The sequence below is a fragment of the Luteimonas sp. 3794 genome (assembly GCF_031456825.1).
Taxonomy (GTDB): Bacteria; Pseudomonadota; Gammaproteobacteria; order Xanthomonadales; family Xanthomonadaceae; genus Luteimonas.
This window is the reverse complement of sequence record NZ_JAVDVJ010000002.1, coordinates 12,700-33,660: the sequence shown is the minus strand read 5'-3', so window position 1 is coordinate 33,660 and position 20,961 is coordinate 12,700. Positions and strand designations below refer to the sequence as shown.

At 65.6% G+C, this 20,961-nt stretch carries 19 protein-coding genes and 1 pseudogene; 7 read left to right on the top strand and 13 right to left on the bottom strand.

Annotated elements, in window-relative coordinates:
- Positions 1 to 52 precede the first annotated feature (52 nt).
- On the bottom strand, positions 53 to 1,459 hold the full coding sequence (locus tag J2X52_RS03785) for an alkaline phosphatase PhoX (RefSeq protein WP_310148954.1): 1,407 nt from the start codon (positions 1,457 to 1,459) through the stop codon (positions 53 to 55).
- A 686-nt stretch (positions 1,460 to 2,145) separates the two neighbouring features.
- Here J2X52_RS03785 and J2X52_RS03780 point away from each other — a divergent pair.
- The 4 genes and pseudogenes from J2X52_RS03780 to gnd all read left to right on the top strand — a co-directional run.
- On the top strand, positions 2,146 to 4,047 hold the full coding sequence (locus J2X52_RS03780) for a DUF5694 domain-containing protein (protein WP_310148952.1): 1,902 nt from the start codon (positions 2,146 to 2,148) through the stop codon (positions 4,045 to 4,047).
- A gap of 3 nt (positions 4,048 to 4,050) precedes the next feature.
- Positions 4,051 to 4,626 carry a DUF3667 domain-containing protein gene (locus tag J2X52_RS03775; RefSeq protein WP_310148949.1) on the top strand — a complete coding sequence of 192 codons (576 nt, stop codon included), beginning with the start codon at positions 4,051 to 4,053 and terminating at the stop codon, positions 4,624 to 4,626.
- Between the two features lie 11 nt (positions 4,627 to 4,637).
- Positions 4,638 to 5,003: a hypothetical protein gene (locus J2X52_RS03770; RefSeq protein WP_310148948.1), complete on the top strand. Its 366-nt coding sequence runs from the start codon at positions 4,638 to 4,640 to the stop codon at positions 5,001 to 5,003.
- A 327-nt stretch (positions 5,004 to 5,330) separates the two neighbouring features.
- A pseudogene (gnd, locus tag J2X52_RS03765) lies at positions 5,331 to 6,326 on the top strand (phosphogluconate dehydrogenase (NAD(+)-dependent, decarboxylating)); the annotation flags it as partial.
- A gap of 293 nt (positions 6,327 to 6,619) precedes the next feature.
- Here gnd and J2X52_RS03760 read toward each other — a convergent pair.
- The 6 genes from J2X52_RS03760 to J2X52_RS03735 form a co-directional block, all read right to left on the bottom strand.
- On the bottom strand, positions 6,620 to 7,510 hold the full coding sequence (locus tag J2X52_RS03760; protein ID WP_310148945.1) for an alpha/beta hydrolase: 891 nt from the start codon (positions 7,508 to 7,510) through the stop codon (positions 6,620 to 6,622).
- Between the two features lie 204 nt (positions 7,511 to 7,714).
- A complete protein-coding gene (locus J2X52_RS03755; RefSeq protein ID WP_310148942.1) occupies positions 7,715 to 8,728 on the bottom strand; it encodes an alpha/beta hydrolase in 1,014 nt (337 codons plus the stop codon).
- Positions 8,729 to 9,008: 280 nt separating this feature from the next.
- Positions 9,009 to 10,646 carry a diguanylate cyclase gene (locus J2X52_RS03750; protein WP_310148939.1) on the bottom strand — a complete coding sequence of 546 codons (1,638 nt, stop codon included), beginning with the start codon at positions 10,644 to 10,646 and terminating at the stop codon, positions 9,009 to 9,011.
- Positions 10,647 to 10,667: 21 nt separating this feature from the next.
- Positions 10,668 to 12,146: an ATPase domain-containing protein gene (locus J2X52_RS03745; protein WP_310148936.1), complete on the bottom strand. Its 1,479-nt coding sequence runs from the start codon at positions 12,144 to 12,146 to the stop codon at positions 10,668 to 10,670.
- Entirely contained in the window at positions 12,143 to 12,565 is a 423-nt protein-coding gene (locus J2X52_RS03740; RefSeq protein ID WP_310148933.1) for a hypothetical protein, read from the bottom strand. The genes J2X52_RS03745 and J2X52_RS03740 overlap by 4 nt, the downstream gene beginning before the upstream one ends.
- 263 nt (positions 12,566 to 12,828) lie before the next feature.
- The gene (locus tag J2X52_RS03735; RefSeq protein WP_310148928.1) at positions 12,829 to 13,221 is read right to left on the bottom strand and encodes a helix-turn-helix domain-containing protein; all 393 of its coding nucleotides are present in this window, start codon (positions 13,219 to 13,221) and stop codon (positions 12,829 to 12,831) included.
- A gap of 90 nt (positions 13,222 to 13,311) precedes the next feature.
- Here J2X52_RS03735 and J2X52_RS03730 point away from each other — a divergent pair, with 90 nt between their 5' ends.
- A complete protein-coding gene (locus J2X52_RS03730) occupies positions 13,312 to 13,875 on the top strand; it encodes an NAD(P)H-dependent oxidoreductase (RefSeq protein ID WP_310148925.1) in 564 nt (187 codons plus the stop codon).
- A 298-nt stretch (positions 13,876 to 14,173) separates the two neighbouring features.
- Here J2X52_RS03730 and J2X52_RS03725 read toward each other — a convergent pair whose 3' ends face one another.
- From J2X52_RS03725 to J2X52_RS03715, 3 genes are all read right to left on the bottom strand, one after another.
- Positions 14,174 to 14,854, bottom strand: a complete 681-nt coding sequence (locus tag J2X52_RS03725; protein ID WP_343226782.1) for a hypothetical protein — start codon at positions 14,852 to 14,854, stop codon at positions 14,174 to 14,176.
- A gap of 100 nt (positions 14,855 to 14,954) precedes the next feature.
- On the bottom strand, positions 14,955 to 15,224 hold the full coding sequence (locus tag J2X52_RS03720) for a hemolysin XhlA family protein (RefSeq protein ID WP_232135700.1): 270 nt from the start codon (positions 15,222 to 15,224) through the stop codon (positions 14,955 to 14,957).
- A 179-nt stretch (positions 15,225 to 15,403) separates the two neighbouring features.
- Complete coding sequence (locus J2X52_RS03715; RefSeq protein WP_310150303.1) at positions 15,404 to 15,670, bottom strand: hypothetical protein; 267 nt, start codon at positions 15,668 to 15,670, stop codon at positions 15,404 to 15,406.
- On the opposite strand from J2X52_RS03715, the gene J2X52_RS03710 reads away from it, so the two are divergent.
- Entirely contained in the window at positions 15,563 to 15,877 is a 315-nt protein-coding gene (locus J2X52_RS03710) for a hypothetical protein (protein ID WP_310150248.1), read from the top strand. The two genes, J2X52_RS03715 and J2X52_RS03710, sit on opposite strands and share 108 nt — an antisense overlap.
- On the opposite strand, the gene J2X52_RS03705 is transcribed toward J2X52_RS03710, so the two are convergent.
- Entirely contained in the window at positions 15,778 to 17,907 is a 2,130-nt protein-coding gene (locus J2X52_RS03705; protein WP_310148917.1) for a hypothetical protein, read from the bottom strand. The genes J2X52_RS03710 and J2X52_RS03705 overlap by 100 nt on opposite strands.
- Before the next feature lie 123 nt (positions 17,908 to 18,030).
- Here J2X52_RS03705 and J2X52_RS03700 point away from each other — a divergent pair, with 123 nt between their 5' ends.
- Entirely contained in the window at positions 18,031 to 18,477 is a 447-nt protein-coding gene (locus J2X52_RS03700; RefSeq protein WP_310148915.1) for a hypothetical protein, read from the top strand.
- A 776-nt stretch (positions 18,478 to 19,253) separates the two neighbouring features.
- Here J2X52_RS03700 and J2X52_RS03695 read toward each other — a convergent pair.
- Both J2X52_RS03695 and J2X52_RS03690 read right to left on the bottom strand, forming a co-directional pair.
- A complete protein-coding gene (locus J2X52_RS03695; protein WP_310148912.1) occupies positions 19,254 to 19,802 on the bottom strand; it encodes an RNA polymerase sigma factor in 549 nt (182 codons plus the stop codon).
- 299 nt (positions 19,803 to 20,101) lie between these two features.
- Complete coding sequence (locus J2X52_RS03690) at positions 20,102 to 20,806, bottom strand: hypothetical protein (protein WP_310148909.1); 705 nt, start codon at positions 20,804 to 20,806, stop codon at positions 20,102 to 20,104.
- Between the last annotated feature and the right edge of the window lie 155 nt (positions 20,807 to 20,961).

The following is a 20,961-nucleotide window of genomic DNA, read 5'->3' as shown; positions in this document are numbered from 1 at the left end:
ACGACGCCCTACGAACTGCCGCTGATGCAACGCACGCCGACCCCGGCGTGCCTCAGATCAACCCGTCGCGCCAGGGCCCGGTGATCGCGACCGTAAAGCCCGGCGTGTAGACGTTCGCGAACAGCCAGCGACCATCCGGCGAGAAGCATGCGCCGGCCCATTCGGCCCCGCGATAATCGCCGGTAAAGCCGCCCTGCCCTGCGAGCACAACATCGCTTCGGCAGAACTCGAACAGACCGCCCGCGCCGGTCATCCCGTAGAGCCGCTGCACTGGCTGGGCGGAGTCTTCGCAGATCACCAGGCCGCCGCGCGGGCTGAGCACCACGTTGTCGGGATAGTCCAGCACATGCGGATCCGGTGATTCGAAGACCAGCTCCAGCAGCTCGGCGCCCGGATCGTAGGCCCAGACCTGGCCGCAGCTCGCATCGCCGCCATTGGTCGAGGTGAAGAACACGCGGCCGTCGCCATAGATGCAGCCTTCGAGCCGGGTGAATACCGAGCCGCCCCCGGCCACGCCCTGGGCAACGACCCCCTCGTCGCGCGTCGGACTGTCGCTATCGGCGCCCTCGTCGGGATGTTCGATCTCGACCCATCGCACCTTCAGCCGCTCGCCCTGCCGGCGGCCGCGGCGCAGATCCGGTGCGCCCTCCGCGGCCAGCATCTGCAGCCGACCGCCGCGCAGCAGCTCGCCTGGTACTGCGGGCAACATCCGGTAGAAGCCGGCACGGCGGTGCCCGTCCTCGGTCAGATAGACGATCCCTGTGGATGGATCCACGGTCGCAGCCTCGTGCTTGAAGCGGCCCATTGCCACGATCGGCTCGGCACTGGACAGCCCGTCGGCGGGCACCTCGAACACGTAACCGTGCGACTGCTTCATCGTGTGCACGGCGCCATCGATCTGCAGTTGCTGCCCGCGCGTGAGCACAATCTCTTCGCACGACAGCCACGTGCCCCACGGCGTGACGCCGCCGGCACAGTTGACCAGCGTGCCCGACAGCGACGGCCGTGCGTCCAGCAGACGGCCCGCCGCGGTATCGAAGCGCAGCGTGGTCGTGCCACCGGCACAGTCCGGGTCCCAGGTCGCGCCGGGGGGCGTGAAGCTGCCGGTGGTCTCGCCGCCGATCTCGTGATTGCGCACCAGCGTGACCACGTCACCATGCGCGCGTACCACGCCCATGCCGTCGTGCTTGCCCGGACACGCGATGTCGCCGACCAGCGCTTCCCCGGCCCAGCCGAACGTGGTGTAGCGGAAGCCCTCCGGCAGCTGCAGCAGCGGCAGACCAGTGTTGAGGTCACGCACCGGCTGCAAAGGCCCGTAGCCGGCATGCACCTGCGTAGAACTGCCAGCCCGCGCCAACAGCTGCCCCACCGGCGTGAGGCCCATACCGGCCATGCCCAGGCCTAAGCCGGCGGCCTTGAGCAGGCGGCGGCGGGCGATCAGCGGGGTATCGGTGTCCATCGTGTCTCCAGGCCAGGCGCTTCGCGCGCGAACGGCGCAGCCTACGCAGCGTGTGTGGCAGGACGAAGACCGCAGGACCGCAAATCCTCGGGAAAAGTTTGTGGAGCCGCGACGATTCACAAGTTCTGGGAGAGGCCCACTTGCCGCCCTCATGACGCTCAGGGCAATGCGGCGCGATGATCGCTTGATGGCGTGAAGCGGCGCGCGCGTGCACATTGCGAACGCCGCCGCCTCCCACATGCGCAGCCGCGTGATCATCCAGAATTACGGCGGTTGGGCATTTACCTGCGGGCTGAGGCGGCGTACACCATCTGCGGCGTTGACGATGACGCACCGATGAAGACCGACGTGCCTTCGCGGAGTCGCCACCACGCCGGCCATCTACGGGGCGCAGTTGGCAGTCAGCCGCTCGACCTGCAAAAGCCGGCCACTGATCTCAACCGCAGGCGCCTCGTATGCCAGTCTCCGGCACGCCGGTCGAGCGCAGCGCGGCCTCAGGTAGGCGCTTACGAGGCCGGGCGAAGCGCCATTCCGCCCCGACGTGTCGCCCCGCGTTCTTCGCGCCTGGCCGCGGATTCCTCCAAATCGCGCGTCCCTCGAGGGAGTGCGCCGGGGCATATTGACGACCTGGGAAAACTAGGCAAACGTTGATGTACGCCCTGTCGCCACCCAGGAAAACACACGCCATGTCATTCCCGCGCGCCCTTATTGCGGCTGTATTGACACTGTTCGCAGCGGTCTCTGCCGTCGCCACGCCTGTCGAGCCTCCGGCCAGCGGTAAGCCCATTACCATCCTGCTGCTGGGCACCCACCACCTGCACAACCCCGGCCAGGATCTGGTCAATATCGATACGGACAACGTGCTGTCGCCCGCGCGCCAGCGCGAGCTCGAGGCCCTGGGTGATGCGCTGCTCGGCTTCCGGCCGAACAAGGTGGCCGTGGAGGCGCGCGTGTCCACACCGGACCTAGCGATGTCCGGTTCGCTCGACCCGAAGGCACTGGCCAGCGACCGCAACGAGATCACCCAGATCGCGCAGCGCGTCGCGATGAAGGCGGGCCTGGAGCGCATGTACGGGGTGGATGTGGACGGCCGCTTCGATCTCGCGCCACTGCGTGCGATCACCACTGAGCCCGGCGCCGGCCACATGCGCCAGGCCCTGGCCCACGCCACCGAGCTGGGCACGGTCATGGCCGAGCGGGTCAACACGCTGTCGATCCCGGCCTATATGGCGTGGCTCAACAGTGACGCGATGATCGAGGCGAATCACGGCTTCTACCGCACCCTGGTGCGCGTGTCCGACGGTACCCGGTACCCCGGCGCCGATCTGGTCAGCGACTGGTACGCGCGCAATGCCCGGATCTGTGCGCGGATCCTGCAGGTGGCCGAGCCGGGCGACCGCATTCTGGTGCTCTACGGCGTGGGCCATGTGCACTGGCTGCGGGACTGCCTGGGCACGCTGCCCGATGTGGAACTCATCCACCCCGCGCCCTACCTGGAGGCGGCCGAGCAGATGCTGTCCACATCCGCCGCCCCGGTCGATGCCAGCGCGTCGATCCGTTACGAGGTCGGCGTCCACCCGGGCACCGAACTCCTGCACGTCATCAATTACCTCGCCCGCGTCTACGGCCCTCCGGTCAAGGATTACGACTATCGCCGCGCGGTCGACGCCTGGTTCGGCCATTTGCGCGAGCACCCGGCCGTCGTCCACGCGCGTACGCTGCCCTACAACGACTTCGTCGAACTGGGCTGGGCCTTTGAATGGCCCGGACCGGTACTCGTGCCCCCCGAGGGCTTCGCGCATCTCACACCGATCAAGGGCGAGGAGTGGCTGCACGAATACCTGCGCTTGGCGGCCGACTTCGCCGTCGCATCGGACTTCGCCGGGTTTTTCGAGGCCCATCAACCCGACTATGCGCGGTGGACCGAACAGTTCCGCACGCGCCTGGCCCAGGTGGATCCGCTCACCGAGCTGGCCGACTTCTACGGCAGCGGCCTGGACAAGACGCTGTATTTCTCCATTTCGCCGCTGGGCGTGGTGCTCAAGGCCAACATCGTCATCGACGAAGTCGCGCCGCGGCATGCCCACTACGGCCCGATCCTGATTCCGTTCGATCCGCGCTTCCTTGCCGAGGGCGATACCGACGCCGCGCGCTTCGACTATCTCGACGAACCGCTGGCCAACGCCGTGTGGCACGAGGCCACGCACATCGCACTGGAACAGTTCGCCAGCGGCCAACGTGACGTCCTGCTCGACATCCGCTACGCCGACGCGTTTTCCCGGCAATTCGAACTCTTCGATGATCCCCGCCTCAACACCTATTTCTTCGTCCACGAGGTGCTGTCCGATGCGGTCGCGATCGCACTCAAGGGCCAGCGCTTCGGCGCCGCCTCGGCAGAGACGCATCTCGAACTCAACGAAGCCATGGGCGGCACGCTGTACCGGCCGGTGGTGGAGCATCTGCAGCGCGCCTATGTTCCGCACCGGGCGCAACGCGATTTCCGCGCGCACCTGCCTGCGTTGGCGGCATTCATCAGCCGCACCGGCGATGCGTTGCCTGCCGACATCCAGCCACAGACCGACGACTGAACCGTGACCGGCACGGACGCGACCACGCACTGCCCCAACTGCGGTGCCCCGCTGTACGGCGCCTACTGCGCCGCCTGCGGCCAGCCCCGCCTGCGCGACGCCGACCGCCGGTTCATGCACCTGCTGCGCCAGGTCTTCGGTGCACTGACCAACCTCGACAACCGGGTCTGGCGTAGTTTTCGCGCGCTGTTCTTCCGTCCTGGGCTGCTGTCCGCCGATTACATCGCGGGGCGCCGGGCGCGTTGGCTGCCGCCGATCTCGCTGTTCGTCATCGCCAACCTGCTGTTCTTCCTGGCGCCACCGCTGAGCGACTTCACCCTGCCCTTCGACGACCAGGTGCCGGGCGCGCTGTCCCTCGCCGCACGCGACAACGTCGACCGCCTCTCGCCCGCGACGCGGGCACGCATCGAACAATGGCCCGGCCAGTTGCACAGCCGGTTGACCGCCGGCTGGGTGCAGGTACGCGTCGCGAAACGGGACAGCGCTGCCCGCGCCCGCACCGACGGTCGCGCGGGCTACACGGTGGCCGACTACGCGCGCGCCTACGACGCCCGCGCCGTCCCGATCAGCAACTGCTGATCATCCTGCACGTGCCCTTTCTTGCGCTGGTGCTGGCGACCGCGTTCCGCCGCCGGCCGCTGTATTTCGCCGAACACCTGATCGTCGCCCTGCACCTGTTCACGTTCTACGTGCTGCTGATCCAGCTGGTGGTGGGGCCGCTGGGCTACCTGGAGCGTGCGGTGTCGGGCGGCTGGAGCGCGGCGTTCGACACCGTCTGGCGCACAGTGGTCTTGACGCTGATGCTCGCCTACTCGGCGGTGGCCATCCGCCGTGTCTACGCCACCCCCTGGTGGCGCGCAGGCCTGACCGCCGCGGCCTTGCTGGTGGTGCTGCTGGCGGCCAACTTCGTGGTGTACCGCGCCGTGCAGTTCGTCGTGGTGTTCGCGATTACCTGACACGGCGGCGAAGCGGCCCGGCCCGCCATGCCGCTTCGCTCGACCGGGGAGCTACGAACGTCCTCGCCCCTGCGTTCGTGTGCAACGCCGTCGGGCATCGCGAGGAACAGCGCGTGGAAGGACGACCACCCCGATACAAAGGCAATCCAAGACGGTTGCAACATCCAAGTTAAGCCCTTCGAACCGCAATCGCTGCAACCGTTCGCGCGTCGTTCGCAGGCCAGCCGGTGGCGCCCGTCGAGTTGCGCCGTGCGCCTGCTCGGCGCACCGTGGCATCAGGGTGGCCCTACGCCATCCGGCCGCAGACCAGGCCACCGAACAGCCGTTTCGAGGGAGACAGAGACCATGCATATCGGAGTGATCGGCCTCGGCCGGATGGGCGGCAATATCGCGCGGCGCTTGATGCGCGGCGGCCACGACGTCGTGGGCTTCGACCAGAACACGTCGGCCACCAGCGCACTCGCCGACGAGGGCATCGCCGTCACCAGGTCCCTCGATGAGCTGGCGGCCCGACTGCCGGAGCCGCGTGTGTTCTGGATCATGCTGCCGGCAGGCACCATCACCGAATCCACGATCGAGGCGCTGATCCCGTTGGCCACGGCCGGCGACATCATCATCGACGGCGGCAACAGCTTCTACAAGGACGACATCCGCCGGGCAAAGGCCTGCGCGATGCAACATCTGCATTACGTCGATGTCGGCACCTCGGGCGGCGTCTGGGGGCTGGAGCGCGGCTACTGCATGATGATCGGCGGCGAACAACAGGTGGTCGAACGTCTCGATCCGATATTCGACACGCTGGCCCCGGGCCACGGCGAACTGCTTCGTACACCCGGCCGCAGTGGCCCCGTCAAACCGTCCGAGCGCGGTTACATCCACGCGGGGCCGGCCGGCGCAGGCCACTTCGTCAAGATGGTCCACAACGGCATCGAGTACGGCCTGATGCAGGCCTACGCCGAAGGCTTCGACATCCTCAAGGGCAAGGCCTCGGAGAAACTACCCGAGGCGGAGCGCTTCGAGATCGATCTGGCGGAGGTGGCGGAGGTCTGGCGGCGCGGCAGCGTGATCTCGTCCTGGCTGCTCGACCTGTGCGCATCCGCCCTCGCCGACGATCCGCGTCTGGCCGAATTCTCGGGCAAGGTTTCCGATTCCGGCGAAGGCCAGTGGACGATCGACGCCGCGATGGAAGAAGCCGTGCCTGCGTACGTGCTGTCCGCCGCCCTGTTCGCCCGCTATCGCAGTCGCGCCGATACCACCTTCGGCGACCAGCTGCTGTCGGCGATGCGCTTCGGCTTCGGCGGGCATGTCGAAATGCCGCAGTAGCCGCAACGACCCAGGCGCACGCGTCGCCCGCACACGAACCGCTTGCGCAGCGGGCCACGCCCAGCGCATGTGACCGCTGCATAGCGCCAGTCAACATCTGGCGCAGCTGCTCGAGAAGGCACTGGCTGACCGGCAGCTTGCCGTAACCCGTCCCTCCCTGCCGCCGCAATACGCCTGCGGCCACGACGACATGCACGTAGGGGTGGATGCCAGGACACGCCGCTTCAGAGTCATCGCCACGCAACGAGCCCAAATGCGGAAGACCTGGACATGGTCGTTGCTGCGCGCGGCAGCTACTCCCGGTTGAGCGGCGCTCGAACCTGCGCTTGCAGGAAATGGATCAAGTGTTCTGACACGGCCTCCGGCCTGTCCTCCAACGAGAAGTGACCGGCGTTTTCCACAACGTGGAGCTCGGAGCCCGGGATCGCCTTGTGCAGGCGATGCGCCCAATCCAGCACCTGCCAGGTGTCCTCCCGCCCCCAGATCAACTGCACCGGAATCCGCCCAAGCTCCGCCACGCGGTCCGCGATTTCCATCGTGTGTTTCGGATCGTAGTGCCGCATCTGATGCTGGATGTAGCTCGCCTGCCCGACCGGCCCGGAGATGTAATCCAGGTACGCTGGCAGCGCATCATTCGCAAAGCGTTCCGGGTCTGCAGATGCACTTCGCAGCCACGTCTCGAAATGCGCCCGATGCTGGGCTTCAGGCGCCCGCACAAGCGCATCCAGACCTTGAGACATCTGCTCCTGCGTCCGCCTGGACGGGTAACTGTCAAAACTCACGCTGTCGATCAGCGTGAGCGTCCGGAGTCGCGGCAGATGGAAAACGCCGAAGCGCTGCGCAACGCCGCCGCCAATGTCGTGTGCAACCAGGTGCGTGGTGTCCAGACCCCAGACGTCCATCATCGCTTCGAGAATGCGGACCTGACCGGAAATCGAGGTGTCCACATCCTTGCGCCAGGGGCGCTCGGATTCTCCATAGCCGAGCAGATCGAAAACGTGCGCCTTGAAGCCCACTGCAGTCAGACGCGGCACGACATGTCGCCAGATGAGCGACGAAGACGGCGTGCCGTGCACGAGAACCACGGGCTCGCCTTCGCCAAAGGTGGCGTATGCGATCCGATGGCCGTCGACGATCGTGTGCTTGTCTGCAATGGGTTGCACAGCGGCTTGTGTGTATGTCACGCCTGTTCCCTCCGAATTGACGACGGCAGTCGCAACAACGGTAGGCACCCTCGCGGAATTGCACTGTGATCTGCACGCGATCGAAATCCTGCTGCGTCGACAGCGGGCTCTCCGTGCTGCGGCGCTACGCCGATTAACATCGCGGGTTCAGTGCACCTGCAACCGCCTCCCAGCGCCAGCGCGGTGTGAAAGCCAGGTCGGGGCTCACCGCATCCCGATCTCAGTCAGCCAGCGCATTGCGTCCTGCGTCCACCGGTCGCTGTCGGTGCCCTTCAGACGCACGCCAAACGCGTGTCCGCCAGTCTCGTAGCGGATCAGCGTCACGTTCGCACCGACGTCGCGCAGAGCCTTGTTATAGACCTCCGAATACTCGACAGGATCGACCGCATCATCCTTCGCGTGGATGAGCAACGTCGGCGGCACAGCCGCGGACACCACGATGTCGGTGTTGAGTGCCCGCGCCGCAGGCGAATCTTTAGGCCGAATGTTCTTGTGCTCCATGGTCATGTGTCCGGCATAGACCGGAATCGCGAAGTCGGGACGCAGACGCACCGCGTCGGCGGAGTCGACCGGCGCGTACTTGCGCGACGCAAACTCCGTGCTCGATAGCACTGCGAGATTGCCGCCGGCGGAGAATCCCATCACGCCGATCCGGTTCGGATCGATGCCCCAGCCCGCCGCGTTGTGGCGGACCAGCGACATCGCCCGTTGCGCATCCTGCAGCGCCATCGGAATCGCCGGTGACTCATGCTGCTTCGTTACGGGGTTCCAGTTGCAGCCCGTGTTGGGCACGCGGTATTTCACGAGCACGCAGGTGATGCCGGCATCGGTCAGCCACTTGCAGACGTCCGAGCCGTACAGACCCAAGGTGCTTTTTGGACCGATGCCCAGCGCCTTGTAACCACCGCCCGGAAACACCAGAACAGCGGCGCTCGGTGCACGCGCGGCTGGCCGGTAGACCAGCATGCTCGGATGGGTGAGCGCCCATGACTCATGCGCCAGCGCCTCGATGCCCGCCTGCAGCACCGGTGAATCCTCCGGCCACAAATGGACCTCCCGCCAGTACGCCATGGAAGGCGCAGCTGTTGGCGAAGCCTCCGTAGGCTGCGTCTCGCTGACGCGCTGATGCGGCACTGCCTGTGCGATGCCCGTTACCGACCACGTGCTCGCTGGGATCAGCGCAGCGAGGCCCAGCCAAACGTAGATCCAACTGCGCATGCCCCCATTCTTCCGGCGTTTGAGACCGACGATTGATGAGCGGCCAGACTAGCGCTGTGTGGCTCCCCCTCCAACTCGCGCGCGGTCGATCGGAAACGTCACCGACCGCCGCCTCAAGCCAGCCGTTTCAAAAAATGGTGCGAGGTTTGCCAGGTTCACTTTTCCGACCATCAAAGCGGAACGGGATAAGTGAACCGGGCACCTTACTTCGATGCCACCCGAGATCGTGCACAACGCTAACGGCATATAGGCAGATGCCCGCGGAATCGATCCAGCTGTCCTAGCCGACGCTCAGGCTGCCCGGTGTCGATGCGACCGGCAGCGGCAACGTGACCACGAACGTACTGCCTTGGCCCGTGCCGGCGCTGCTCGCGACGACGGTGCCACCGTGGGCCATGACGAGTTCACGCACCAGGGCCAAGCCGATGCCGAGCCCGCTTTTGTGTGCCGGCGAGCCGTCACCCACCTGCACGAACAGATCGAATACCTGCGGCAAGGCCTCGGCTGCAATCCCGATGCCATCGTCGCGCACGCTCACTGTCACATGATCATCGAACCGCTCCAGGGCCACGCCGATGCGGCCACCTTCTGGCGTGTACTTGCAGGCGTTGTCGAGCAGGTTGGTGAACACCTGCAACAGGCGCGTCCGGTCGGCGTGAAGCCAGACAGCACCCGCAGGGAGAACAGCGAATTCCAGTTGCTGGCCACGCGCATCGATCCCGGCCCGACAGCTCAACACGGCTATCTCGAGCACTTGGCCCAGATCCACAGGCCCCTGCTCCAGCCGCAGCTTGCCGGTGGTGATCCGGGTGCCGTCGAGCAGATCATCCACCAATCGCGCGATATGGCCGACCTGGTCATCGATGATCTCCCGCAAGCGGGCGAACCGCGGCAGATCGTCGCGCGCCGCGTCGAGCATGTCGGCGGCGAGGCGGATCGGGGTGAGCGGATTGCGCAACTCGTGCGCCGCCATCGCCATCGCGTCTGATTGCCTGGACTGCGCCTCGCGTGCATGCGCTTCGCCGGCACGTGCGTCCAGGGCAGACACGACAAGCTGGCCGTTTGCTTCCTGCAGTACGGCGTGCTGATCGCTTCGAACGTATGCCGAGCGCAACGCCTCGTCATGGGCAGCGTCGCCTGCTCCGGAGAGGGGCACCGAGCCGTCAGCATGACGCGTGACGTTGTGACAGAACTCGTAGCCGCCCCGCCCCCGGCGCTTGGCGCAGTACATCGCAGCGTCGGCGCGTGCGATGAGCGAGGCCGCGTCGGTCGCGTCGTCCGGATACAGGGCGATGCCGAGGCTCGCAGACAGGGCGATGTCGTGACCGCCGATGATCGCCGGTGCCGCAATCACCGTCAGCAGGTGTTCCACAATCGCCGAGGCGTCCGCGCTCGAGGCCAGGTCGTCGAGCAACACCAGGAACTCCTCGCCGCCGTAGCGGCCCACGGTGTCGGTGTCACGGAGGCCCGATTCCAGCCGCCGTGCCATGGACTGCAGCACGCCATCGCCAACCGAATGACCGAACGTGTCGTTGATGCGTTTGAAGTCGTCGATATCGATGAACAACACCGCAAAGCGCGTGCCGCGTCTTTGCGCCGCTGTTATCGCGACGCCCAGCCTGTCGAGCATCGCGGTCCGGTTCGGGGTTTCGGTCAACGGATCGCGCAAGCTCTCGAGCGCCACGCGGTCGCGCTGGCGCGAGGCATCTTCAGCCATGACCTGCGCTGCCAGCGCGGCGACGACAAGATGGCCATTGGCCTCGGCGAGGTCCGGTTCGGATCCATTCGACACCGCGCGCAGGACACCCACCAAGGACTGGAGCTCGATGAGCTGGGCGCGCAACTGCGCATGACTCGCGCGCGAATCGAACGCCGTGCGAACCGGCTCCGGCCGCGGCTCGAACCCGGACGTGGTCACCAGCGGTCCACCCGGCACATCCTAGTCGCCGCGCACGGTAGGCGGCGCCAGCTCGACCCGACGCGGATGCCCGCTGAGCAGGCCTTCGTGCCCTGCCAGGCGTTCGCCGAGATGGATACCGTCTGCGTCGATGTCGAACAGGCGGAGATCGTGCGAATGCGCGCTGCCACGCACCTTGACCACCGCGAGCACGCGCTCCAGCCGGCTGTCGACCTCGATGTACCGCTGCACGATGATGGCATCGGTCAGGAACGCGGTGCCGTAGGGGCTGAATCTCAACTCGTTGTAACGGTCTTCGAGTTCGGACGTCATCAAGACGGTGGCGCCGGTGTCCGCGAGTGCCGCCACCAGCCGTGCCAGCGATTCACGGAAATCTTCGCGAAAGGTCGGCGCGAGCGCGAGCTCGAAGCCGGACAGCGAATCGATGACCACCCGGCTCGCCTTCAGCCGCTGCACTTCCTCGATCAGCAGGACCGCAATTTCGTCCACGGAAAGTCCGGGCCCCCGGGTGTCGATCACGCCAATGCGGCCGTCCTCGATCAACCCGGAAATCAGCGGGCCACGCGATCGCCGCGAGCGCTGCTCGAACGCAGCGATCACACCGGTCTCGCCCAGGCGCGCACCTTCGGCGAGAAATGCCGTCGCCAAGATGCTCTTGCCGGACCCAGAAGGTCCGGCCACGAGCAGCGAATACCCTCTTGGCAGGCCACCGCCGAGCAGCGCATCCAGGCCGGGAACGCCCATGCTGCACCGGTCCTCCAAAGACACGGGCGGATCGCGGGCCGGATCGGCCGGCACCCGCGCGGGGGCGAACACTCTCAACCCTGCGGGGGTGATGCGAAACGTATGCAAACCTGGCAGGGTCGGCTGGCCGCGCATCTTCACGATCTCCAGCTTGCGCACCATCGAGTTGCGCTCGACGCTCTGGCGCAACCAGATCAGTCCATCGGCAACGGTGAAGATGGGATTGGGATCCGCGTCGCTGAAGTACTCCCCGAGCAGGAAGGTTGTCGCTTCCCAGCTCGTCAACAGCATCCCGAGGTGCTGGATGAACTGCTGCAGCGTCAGAAACGCATTGCCGTCATCGTGGTGGGACAGGAGCACCGAGCGGAACGAATCCACAAAGACGAAGCCAGGCGCATGCGCGCGCACCTCGGCGTCGATGCGCGCCAGCACCTGTTGCAGATCGCCGCCTGCGATGTCGTCGGCGAGGTTGACGAAGCGGATCGCGGTGTTCACGCGCGCCGGATCGAAGAACTCGAACTGCTGCTGGTAGCGCAGCATTTTCAATGCCGGCTCACCCAGCACGGTGAAGTAGATCGCCGGTCGCTCCGGCGTGGCCATGGCGAACATGAGCTGGTGCGCGAGTGTCGTCTTGCCGGCACCGGGCGACCCCGCAATGAGGTTGAAAGAGAATTCGGGGATCCCGCCGCCCAACACGGCATCAAGGCCCTTCACTCCTGTGGCGAGTCGCCGGATCGTCGCGTTCTGCATGGTCATGAAGAGATGTCCTGGCGGGGCGGATCGCTCGGATCGTCCCGGAGTGGGTGCAACAGGCGCTCGCTGAGCGATGCCCCGATAAGGGTCACCAGCAGGCGCTCGAACGTGTCGAATAGATCGGCGATCGCGACAATCGCGTCGTCCTCGGATTGACGCGAACTCGCCTCGGCGAGGACCGGAAAGGCAGGCACGCTTCCAGCGGCTTCAAGAGCGTCCCGCAGCCAGGCGTGGCGCGCGCCCGCAAGATGCAGCGCACGCGAAGACAGCGCGGACATGCCACGCTCGCCAATGATGGGAACGAGCGCCCCGCCCAAGTCGTTCCAGAGGGTGACTGCCTGTGCGGTGATGGCGTCCGTGCCGCCCCCTTCCGCGGCAACACGCCGCAGCAGGCTTTCCACTCGATGCATCTGGGTCTGCATATGCGACCTGAACTCCCGCGCATGCGGGGTGCGCCCATCCTACGCTGCCAGCGGGAAGCCCATGCGACGAAGTACGGTCGTCGCACTGAGCGCTTTACAAATCCCGTCATCCCGACAACGCGGGCGCATTCAGCCGAACGATCCACCTGAGCCTGGCCAAGTGGCCAGGACGCCAGGTACCCGTTCCACCGAACGGTGCCAGGTTCACTTCTCCGCAGCGAGTCCCGCACGCCGATCGCGCCGCGCCGTCGCACCTCGGGCGCTCAATCGTCGGTGCCGCTTTCCCGGTGCTGCGCGTCGAACGTATGCCGCGCCGCTTCGACCACCGCGCGGTTGGCAATCGCCCACTCCCCGAGTGCCTGGACCGGCTCCAGCAGCGACCGCCCCAGATCGGTGAGCGCGTAATCCACCCGCGGCGGAATGGTCGGGGTCACGGTGCGCAGGATCAGCCCGTCGCGTTCCAGCCCACGCACCGTCAGCGTCAACATGCGTTGCGAGATGCCGGCGATCTCGCGCTTGAGCGCGTTGAAGCGCTGCGGCCCCTGCCCCAGCTTCGCGATGACGAGGATGCTCCACTTGCTGCCCACACGCGCCAGCACATCGCTGACGTGCATGCAGCTCTCGATGGTGTGTTCGGGCGGGCTGGTCACACCCATGTGCCTCCGGTTACCGGCATGTGCCGTCTTGTGGAGGCTGCAGGTGTAGCGCATCGTCGCCCCGGGCACAAATCGTAACCGAGGCACACAATGAAACTGCTCCATCTCGACAGCGCCATTACCGGCGACGCATCCATCAGCCGCCGACTCACCGCCGACATCGTGTCGCACCTCAAGGCGGCCAATCCCGCTCTCGACATTACCTATCGCGACTTGGTCACCCGCCCACTCGATCACTTCACCCTGGCCGCCCCGCCCTCGCCCGACGACCCGGAGTCCGCGCTTGCGGAATTTCTGGCCGCCGACGTCGTCGTGATCGGTGCGCCGATGTACAACTTCGCCGTGCCAAGCCAGCTGAAGGCCTGGATCGATCGGATTCTGGTCGCGGGCAGCACTTTCCGTTATGGCGAAACGGGTGCCATCGGCTTGGTCGGTGACAAGCGCGTCATCGTCGCGATCGCGCGCGGAAACCGCTACGCCGGGGACGCGCCCGCCGCGCATCAGGAGCACGCCGAGACCTGGCTGCGGGCGGTCTTCGGCTTCATCGGCATCACGCCCGAGTTCGTCATCGCCGAAGGCATGCTGCTCGGGCCGGACGCCAAGGAAGCGACGATGACGCAGGCCCGGTCTTCGATCGATGCGTTGGCGGCTTGATGCAAGCGCGTGGGTCCGATCCGGGCCCACACTGGAACCGGTGTATCGACGCAGCAGCGGCGTCCAGCGTCACTTGGTGGGACGTGTGTGGCGAAGCGACGTTCGCCAGTGTTTCCCGCAACAGGTTCCATGCGATGCGATGCAGACACCAGCGACGCTTTGCCGGAACCGGCCCGGCGCATCGTCCCGCCACACTCAGGACGTGAACCTGGCGGTCGTTTCGCTCAAGAGCGCGTAGCCGGCCCGCGTTCTCCAACAGCGCCAGGCTCACGTACCCGGGCACCGACCGATATTTGAATCAACCGTCGCGCTTCGACGACGCGCGGCTTTCCGCGAACTCCGGGAACGTCTCCGCCATCGAATCCTTGTCCGGCAGGATGTAGAACACGCCGCCCTTCTCGAACGTCGACTGGATCACCTGCTCATAGAACCCGGGCGCGACGTTGATGCAGCCGTGGGTGACGCGGTTGTCGTCCGGCGTCGGCGATGCCAAGCGTTCGTCGCGTCGCTCGGCCGGAAGGCCGCTGGCAGTCGGGTGCAGCGAGACCGCCGAATCGTAGTCCACCCACAGCACACGCCCGGCATCGATCGATGGGCCATAGCCGCCCACGAAACGACCAGCAGGCGTGGTGCGATCCCGCCCCGGAATCTCGCGCAGCGCAAGACCGGCAATGCCGGGCGCCGCATGGTCGCCGACGGCCGAACCGAACAGCCCGGGGGCTGCGCCCCGCAGCTTGCCGTCGCCGCCGAACACCAGCACCTGCGCGGCGGCCTTGTCGATCACCGCGAACGGATAGCCGTGGTTGTCGTTGGCGGCGATGACCCAGCCCGCAAGCTCGATCACTGTGTCGGACACGTCTTGTCCGGGCGGAAGCTGGTCGACCGAAGCGACCGGTTGCGTCGCGGACTCCTCGGCCATGGCCACGCCCACGCTGGCGGATGCCAACGCAAGCAGCAGCGCACCGTGGAAGACCCGCATCGCAACGTGTGGGGACCTGGCGATGGGAACACTCCTCGAAAAAACGGGTGACACACCGGGACCCGCGGCCGGCAGGCCAACGGGTCCCGGTCCGATCAGATCAACCGCGCGGCGTACGACGCGGCGCCGTTTCAAGCTGCTGGACGCGACGTTCCATCGTATCCAGGCGCTGATTGGCCTGCGTCGCGGACTGGTTGGCGGATTCCGCGCTCTGGGCGGCACCCTGCACCCGTGAGTCGAGGGTATCGAGGCGCGTGTCGATGCGTGCGAAGTCGTCCTTGTAGGTGGCACAGCCACCAAGCCCCACGGCCGCGACCAGCGCCACGCCGACCATTTGTGCCGTCTTCTTATGCTGTTGGATGAGCGACATTTCAGTTCTCCTGCTTCGGGGGAGACCGGAATATAGCGGCGTTTTTGCCGCGGATACCGTGCGTCTTCAGGCAAGATTGGAGTACGTAGACGGCCTGTGAAATGCGCTGCTTTACTCACCTAGGGCGTCCCCTAGATGCTGGAAATAACGAGTTGTGCTTTGTCTTTCGGACAGGAGAGCTAGACGGGATCAGGTTCATTTTCCGACGCGTCGATCATCCAACCGGCCAGCCTTCTCCGAATTCCACCGATGCGCGCGCCGAGTCCGGAGCGGCACGCTATCTTTCTTTGATGGCTCGCCTGCCCCGCCTCGGCCTGCCTGGCATTCCGCAGCACATCGTGCAGCGCGGCAACAATCGCCTGCCTTGTTTCCTCGACGATGGCGACCGCCTGCGCTATCTGCAGGCACTGCAGGAGGCGCTGATGGCGACTGGCGTGCAACTGCATGCCTATGTGCTGATGGACAACCACGTGCATCTGCTGGGCCGGGACGCATTACCGGGTGTTCCGGGCGCCGGAGGCGAAGCGCGGATCATCCGCAGCAGCGACCCGACTCAGCCCGCGTCGCGCACCGTCAGCGTTCCCGGCGCAGAACGACCGAGGCCCGCGTACATGCCCGCGAACAGCACCGCTACTTGCTGCTGGAGGAAATGATTGCCCACCAGCCTGCAGACGTCGGCTGGCGTCTGCGCCATCGCAAGTTGTACCTGGAGATCGTTCGAAGCCGCGGTGCCAGCCTCGATCTGGTCGAGCAGGTTCTGGTTGAAACCTTGCGGATCGTTGGCCAGGAACGCTTCGCGTGCATCTGCCTGGATCTGCATCAGATCCGCTTCGCTGAACTCCAGGCGCACGTTCTGGTTGCCGTCGAAGTCGCCATAGGAACTGGAGTTGAGTGGGTCGCTGCTGTAGGCATTGGTCATATACGACGCCAGCGCAGGATCGTAGCTGGACAGCATCATGCGGTAGCGCGCGCTGCCCGGGACCTCAACGCCATTGGCATCGGTCTGCCAGCTCCACTCCGCCAGGTGGTTGTCGCCCATCCGCTCCGAATTTGTGTAGTCGGTGGTGCCGTCAGCCCAGCTGGTGGAAACGATATTGGTTTCGCTGCTGTTGAGCTCGGTGCCCCAGCCGAATCCGCCGACTTCGATGCCGAAGCGCGTGGCATGGTCGGCGTCGTAGACCTGGGTCGTGCCGGTCTGCAGCACGCCAGGCGGCGACCAGGCCGGCATCTGCCCGGAACTCATGAACGCCTGGTAGGCGGCCTGTCCTTCTTCGGTACGCAGGTCGATGCGTGCGATCGACAGGTCGCGCATCTCGGAACTCCTGTCCGCGGTCAGGCCGATCGCGGCGACGCCGCGATAGCCAAGGCCGACGAACAGGGCGTTTTCCACCGTCTCCACGTCGCCGGCCACGATCTCGAATGTGTTGGCGTCCACCCGATGCACGCCAAAGCCCTGGCCGTCCAGTTCCACGTGCGTGCCGGTCACGTGCAGCAGTTTGTAGTTCGCCTCGAAGTGGCTGCCCGCCAGGGTCTGCCCACGCATCAGGGTGCCGGTGCCGATCGGCATGGACATCGGGTCGAGCGGATTGGGCACCGCGGCCAGATCGCCATCGGAAATGCGCGCGCCCTGCTCAGGCGTCACCACCGCCTCGTAGGTCACGCGGGATCCACCGAACTCGGTGTAGCTGCCCGAAACCGGGATTGGCAGGCCCTTGAAGACGTTGCGCAGCAGCGGCGACTGCTCGATCATCTGCCGCGCGCCCGGGAAGGCATCGAGCCGCTCGGCCCATGCGTACATCCGGTTGAGCGGCGTCTTGCCGATGGCGGCAGTCAGCGTCCCCTGCAGATCGACCTGCATCTCGAAGGTCTGCGTCTGGGTGAAGTCCATGTCGGTCTGCACGCCCGACATCTCTACCTGCCCGACCACCGTGATGTCCGCCCCGCCGCGCACGGGCAGCGGCAGCGTGGCCACGCCGGCCACCGGCGTCTGGAAGCTGACCTGCTGGCCGGGATTGATCGCCCACGCCAAGATGCCGTCGGGCGCGGTGGCGAGGATGTCGTAGCCAGCCTGCACCTGTGACGGCGAGGCATCCGCAGGCAGGTCGATGCCGAGCGCGCCCAGTGCGGTCCGCACCTGGGTGATGTCCAGGCGCGTGGCGTCGGTGGCCGGCGTGTCCGCGGTGAGCAGGTAGCCGGGCACCTGGGTCGGATTGGTCGTTGACTCCTCCACGATCCGACGCAGCTGCTGGGTGTACGGATTGTTGTTGAAGGCCGTCACCGCCTCGCCGTGTTCGTACGAGGCCGTGGCGCCATTCAGGGAATCGAAATCCGAACGTTGCGGCTCCAGCCGGTCGAGCGCGGCCTGGGCCTGCGCTGCGCGGCGTTCGTTGAACGCCTCCACGCGTCCGCCGTAGATCGCCTGGCGCACGGGCTCGCCCAATCCACTCGGCAAGTCGTCGGACGATGGAAGGTCGATTCCATGGATCGCCTCGACCGCCTCGGCCGTGGTGTCGGCGCTGGCGAAGGTGATCGGTTCGGCAGGCGCAATCTCGGGTGCCTCGCGCGTCTCAGGTGGCGATTCGACCGGCGCCTGCTCGGCACGGTACTGCTCCCGGATCGCCTGCTGGTCTTGCGACGGCAGACTGCCGTACGTGGAGGAGTCGATGCCGTAGAGATCGCCCATGGCGACGTGCCCGCAGAGGAAGGAAGGGCTTCACATTAGCCAAGGTGGTCGCTGTCCGGCATCCGGGCAAACCCTACGTAAGCTCCCCGGTCAAGCCGACAATTCAAAAGTAGACCTTCGGGCGTGTCGGTTGCGGTATTCAACGCCCGCCACCGCCGCACCGGCACGCTTTGGGAAGGCCGTTACAAGGCCTGTCTGGTCGGCGACGAGCGTTACGTGCTGACCTGCCAGCGCTACATCGAACTCAACCCGGTCCGGGCCCGGATCACCGACGATCCCCTGATGTATCGCTCGTCCAGCTGCGCTGCGCATCTGGGGCAGCGCGCCGGCTCGCTGCTGACGCCCCACCCCGCCTGGCTTGCGCTGGATGCCGACCCCTCGCGGCGTGCCACCCTCTGGCGCAGCCTGCTGGACGAGGCGTTGCCAAACGAACAACTCGCCGAGATCCGCGAGTATCTGCAACAGCAACGCGCCCTGTGGCCGCGACGACTTCCGCGCGATGGTGGAAGCCAAGACCCGCCGCTTCGCGGGCACACGCCCTGCGCACCGCCCCTCAAAGCGGGGAAGTGAACCTGGCACCGTTGGTCAGGTTTACAGGGGGGGCAGCGGCGGACCAGTTGGAATACCTTGTCGCGCTTGGAGTGATCAGCAGAGAACGCACGCTTGGAAACGAAATTCAGTTGTCTATGCAGGCCCGCCATGTGTTCCCAGCCACCGGTTTTTCCATCCTCGTGACGCCATGACGCACATTCCACAGCGTTTTTATTCGATTGTGGCCGCGACTTTCGCGGCCATGCTTATCGCTGCGTGTAGCCCAACACCTACGCCCGACCTAAATGAGATCAAGCTTTTGCGATCGGCTGCCTCTGACGAACCGATCGTGTACGGAATGGCTCCGCTTGATGGCTCACCGGAAGTTGTAGATGGATGCATTCGCTTTAGAGCACATGGCGGGGAGAGCTACGCGCTTGTTTTTCCTCACAATTACAGCCTAGTCGAGGAACATCGCAAAGTAGTCGTACGTGATGCTTCCGGAGTGCCCGCACTCACTGTCAGTGGTGATACGCAGATCGGGGGATCAGTCTTGTACAAAGAATCCGCCGAAAAGATGATTCCTCGTGAATCGCTAGCTCTTTGCCCAGGACCATTTTTCCTGGTCAAGCCAGATCGAGGATGATGTTTCTCGTGCATGCTGATTTTCGTTGATGCTTTGCGTTGATGCACGCGCTCCCTGGTAATCGCTCACTGCGTCGGGCGCGCCAATGAAGCCAGCTCGAGCCTGTACACAAACCTCGCAAGTCATTGCTGTTCGCTGTGACCGCCTGAAACCTGCCAGGGCTTTCAGGTCACATAGCTGGATCCACCGCCACACGGCACACGGCAAGCGCCCTGCTGATGTGCTTCTCCACAGTCTTCACCGAGACCCCCATCTCGGCAGCGATCTCGGGATAGGTCAGACCGTCAGCGCGATGGAGCGCGAATGCCTTGCGGCATTTGGGTGGCAAGGCGTCGAGCGCCTGGCTGGAAAGACGAAGCAATGCACGGCGTGCGTCGACGATGTCTTCCACCGAAGCGGCATCCGCCAGCAGCGGTTCCATCACGTCCAGCGGTACGTGGCTGGACGTGTGGTGGCGACGCTGCGTTCGCCAGTGTTCGCGCAACAGATTCCATGCAATGCGATACATCAGCGATGCGTGGCAGGCGATGTCGGGCGCATCCCGGTAGGCCAGCATGCGCAGCAGCGCTTCTTGGGAGAGGTCAGCGGCCGTGTCCACATTGCGAACGCGCCGTTGCATGAAGTGCAGCAGATCCGGTTGCAGATGCGTCAGCGCTGCATCGAATGCGGCGCGGCGGCGCGCCACATCAGACGAGACAACATCCTTGTTGTTCGACATACAAACCCTCCGGTGCGCTGTCGACATACACGGCCCTGCACATGCGATGCGCACGCCAAAGCCGCCCAGGTCGGCACACGTCTGTGGGGCGGCACAATGGCTTCTGCTGCCGTTGGACTGAATCTAGTCGCGGCACGCGCGGTCAGCACGCCAACGATCTAGAAGGTGCGCGGTGACTGTTGGGAGATCAGGCCATGCACGAACTGTGTGCGCAGGCGCGCCCACCAAGCCTGGGCCATCGCCCCGAATGCAAGTGCAACCCGCAGCACGCGTCAGCGCGGCTGCGGGTTGCGTTGGGCTCAGTGCAGATCGGCACGGTGCTCGCCCTGCGGCTCGGGAGGTGCGGTCACGTGCACGTTGTAGAGCGGCGGCGTCTCCCGCACCCGCGGTCGTGCGGCCGGCCGATCAGTGAGGTACTGCGAATTCACCTGCCGGTGGAGTGCCTGCAGCGCCTGCGCACTATCGAAGATGGAAGCGCCGGCCATTGCGATCGTGTTATCCGTGAATTCGGTGCCCGAAGTGCCGCTCAAGTGCAGGAGATCGCCTTGGGCAACCAGCATGTCGAGCAGGTTGTTCGCTTCATCGATCTGACGCAGCGTCATGCCGACCAGATAGTTCGCCCCGCCCGGTCCCGTCGCGACTGCCTCTTCGACATCGTCCGAGGCGTCCACATCCTCAGCTTCGTCGTCGTCACCGTCTCCGTCTCCGTCTCCGTCTCCGTCGTCAGCCTCGTCCTGATCACCGCCCGGCTTGCCCTTCACCTGCAGGCGCGCCGGCCAGGACACCGTGTCCAGCACCAACTGCACCTGCTCGGCCAGCAGATCCATACAGCCGGCCAGCGCGGGGTGGTCGATTTCAGGCCCGTCCTCTTCCTCGTCCACGCGCGGCTCTGCCAGGCGCGACAGAAACACAATGTGCTGGTGCAGATTGCGCAGCCGGGACTGACCGTCCTCGGTCAGGAAATAGCCCAGCGCGCCGCGATCTTCCGTATCGAACTTCGACATCGTCATCTCCTCGATCCATGAAGTGCCCGTCCGCCAGACGGAGGACGGGAAGTCGGGAGGTTCGAAACCGCTACGAGCCGGCGGGCGTATTTCCCCGAAGGGTGTTGTATTAGCCGCCCTCCCGACGCAGGCATCGCGTCGGTCCATGCCCGCAA